We start from the raw sequence: 317 nt of genomic DNA, 5'->3' as shown, positions 1-317 counted from the left end.
GCCGGCGACGAGGAAGACGGTGGAGACCGGGGCGGCGATCATCGCCAGGACGTGCTGGGCCGACAGCGGGACCAGTCTCCGCCAGGGGACCTTCGCGTCGACATCGTCGGCCGTGTCGGCCGCGTGCGCCGCCTGCGCCTCGTCCGCCGCGTCCGTCTCGCTCGCCGCGTCCACAGGATCGGCTGTCGTCATGCCGTCGCCTCCAGCCACGGGATCTCGGCCGCCGTGTAGCGGTAGGCGCGGAAGACCGCGTTGGGCTCGGACGGGAAGAGGCCGCGGACCTCGCTCTCGCCGTAGCCGGCGAAGTGCGGGACCAC

1 pseudogene is annotated in these 317 nt (G+C 73.5%); it reads right to left on the bottom strand.

Annotated elements, in window-relative coordinates:
• Positions 1–192 (bottom strand): annotated as a pseudogene (locus ACLWS4_RS38295) (hypothetical protein); the annotation flags it as partial.
• Positions 193–317 lie beyond the last annotated feature (125 nt).

Origin of the sequence: Kitasatospora sp. SC0581, from assembly GCF_048159585.1 — a bacterium.
GTDB lineage: Bacteria > Actinomycetota > Actinomycetes > Streptomycetales > Streptomycetaceae > Kitasatospora.
The sequence above is the reverse complement of the archived record's forward strand: the minus strand, read 5'-3'. Positions and strand labels throughout refer to the sequence as shown.